At 33.0% G+C, this 2394-nt stretch carries 3 protein-coding genes and 1 pseudogene; 2 read left to right on the forward strand and 2 right to left on the reverse strand.

The annotated features are described in order from the left end of the window. The coding region (locus tag AC1DJR_RS26530) for an MFS transporter (RefSeq protein ID WP_477003913.1) at window positions 1–926 on the reverse strand (926 nt) is incomplete at its 3' end. A gap of 425 nt (window positions 927–1351) precedes the next feature. Between AC1DJR_RS26530 and AC1DJR_RS26535 the strand changes: the two genes are divergently transcribed. Beyond that, window positions 1352–1852, forward strand: a complete 501-nt coding sequence (locus AC1DJR_RS26535) for a hypothetical protein (RefSeq protein WP_477003914.1) — start codon at window positions 1352–1354, stop codon at window positions 1850–1852. Between the two features lie 31 nt (window positions 1853–1883). On the opposite strand, the gene AC1DJR_RS26540 is transcribed toward AC1DJR_RS26535, so the two are convergent. Beyond that, window positions 1884–2117: a phage holin gene (locus AC1DJR_RS26540; protein WP_477003915.1), complete on the reverse strand. Its 234-nt coding sequence runs from the start codon at window positions 2115–2117 to the stop codon at window positions 1884–1886. A 164-nt stretch (window positions 2118–2281) separates the two neighbouring features. Here AC1DJR_RS26540 and AC1DJR_RS26545 point away from each other — a divergent pair. Further along, window positions 2282–2394 (forward strand): annotated as a pseudogene (locus AC1DJR_RS26545) (diguanylate cyclase); the annotation flags it as partial.

Consider the following 2394-nt stretch of genomic DNA (forward strand, 5'->3'; position numbering starts at 1 on the left):
AAAATTAATCCAGCATTTGAGGCTGAACCRCCGAGAACACCTTGAACGAAGATTGGRATATAAACTGTACAGATRATAAAAGCKGCRCCATAGAAAAAGGCAACRCCTTGGCTAGCTGCRAATAAAGGTTTTTTAAATARATGGAAAGAAATRATAGGCTCRGTTGCTTTTCGTTCTACGAAGAAGAAAATAATAAGCATAATAACAACTGTTGTAAATAAACCGATAATTACAGTGGAATTCCATGCGTATTCTTTACCACCAAGTTCTAAGGCGAACATTAAGCAAACGATACTAATAACAAGTGTAATAGCGCCAGCCCAATCAATTTTTTGTTTTCTAAATTCTAGAGATTCACTGTAGTATTTAGTAATGAAGAAGAAGGAGATAATTCCTAATGGAATATTAATATAGAAGACCCAATGCCAACTTATATAGTCTGTAATRTAAGCACCTAATAAAGGKCCRAAWACACTAGATGTYCCGAAAACMGCACCRAATAGYCCKGTCATTTTTCCKCGYTTTTCWGGYGGGAATATATCRTACATAATYGTRAAGGCGATAGGCATAAGAGCGCCGCCACCAATCCCTTGAATTGCTCTATAAATACTTAGTTGCTCAATACTAGATGCTGTCCCGCAAAGTGCAGAACCGAATAAGAAAAGAATGAGGCCACCAATATAAAAGCGTTTCCGTCCGTACATATCAGAAAGTTTTCCGAAGATAGGCATCCCAGCCATTGTTGCTACCATATATGCAGACGTGACCCAAACGAACTTGTCAAATCCTCCTAGGTCTCCAACAATCGTAGCCATTGCTGTTGCAACGATTGTATTATCCATTGCCGCCATTAAAATACCAAGTAATAAACCTGCAACAACAAATTTTGTATTGTTGGAGTCTTTTTTTGATAATTGAGATTCCAAATATAACCCTCCTTTAATAATAAGTAAACTATATGAAGTTTTGAGTGCAGCGCATAAAAATTTGAAATATAGTTTTTTAAATCAATTTACACAAGTGCACTGACAAAGCCATAAAGAATATTATAGTCAAATTTGACTAAAAGGCAAACTTTTTCTTCCGTCAAAATATTCTGTTGTATGGACAGAGAAAGAGTGAGCGATACTTAGTAGTGGTGTAAAGTCAATGAAGGAAATTGTAAAAAAATATTTCAGTAAGAATACCTTCTGTTAACAGAGGAAAAATGGTTTTTTCTTTATATTGTCGAATAGGATAAAAGGAAGAGTAATAACTATATATCGTTTGTAACAAGCTTTATTAATATTGTGTGGAGAGGCAGAATAAGGTCGTATGGATATGATGCATCTGAAATGGGGTGAATATTATTATGAAAATATGGAAACGGATTTCGGATCAAGGAAGGCGTTCAATACCGTTACAACCGGTGTTATGGATTGATGGCTCAAAAAAGGAAAACGAATGTCCTAATGTAGCAGTTACATTGCAAATCCGTAGTATGTATAAAGAAAAATTTTCATATGAACTGACCTATGATGTAAATGACATACTTATTATTCGAATTGAAGTAGAAAATAAAGGAATGGAAATGATTTCACGAGTTGTAGTAAGTCATATGATTCGAGATTATTTTGCATATATCCCAAATTCATTAAAGGCTGATAAGGGGATGAGCGAGTTTTTGTTCCAGCTTGTAAGGTGGCGAATCAATAATTTATTACCGAATGAGAAAGTAGAACTAATTTGTAAAATAAAAGCAAATAAAGATAAAGCAATCAAAAACGCATTATTTCAGGCTACATATACATTTCAATATAAAGRWGTATCATATGGWCCGCTRCAAACAAATGAAGTKGTTGTGCGGCAATGATAAAAAGGAACCTGTAAGAAAGGTTCCTTTTTTAATGAAGGTTGTGTTTTTTGAGTACTTTTTTTTGCTCGATTCCTTTTTTTCCTACATAATTATTTTTATAACCAAAATATAAAATGAACAGAAAGGAAACGACATTTACAATAGCGTCAATTTGATCGTTTGTAATRAAGTTYAYTCCGAAAGARTTAMATAATAATTTTAATGATARYAGAAASCCWGCTAGTAARCGYATAATATCTRATAGATTTTCTTTTTGTAGCATATAAGTCACCTCTTCCTAAAAACGATATATAGTATATATATGAAATAGAATAGAAATGGTATACAAGCTTAAGCGGAAATGTACACTCAATGTGTACATTTTTTATTTTGTAGAAAAACATAATTGTTATAGAAACATATATTGGTATAGAAAGGAGGAGAAATATGAAACATAAAGGTAAAATTAGTGGGTTATTACTTGGGAATACAGTGGCAGTTACAGAATGGATTGCGCTTCAGGATGTAATTACAAAACTGGATTCGCGATCATTTTATAC

Source organism: Bacillus sp. 05T31, from assembly GCF_056396725.1.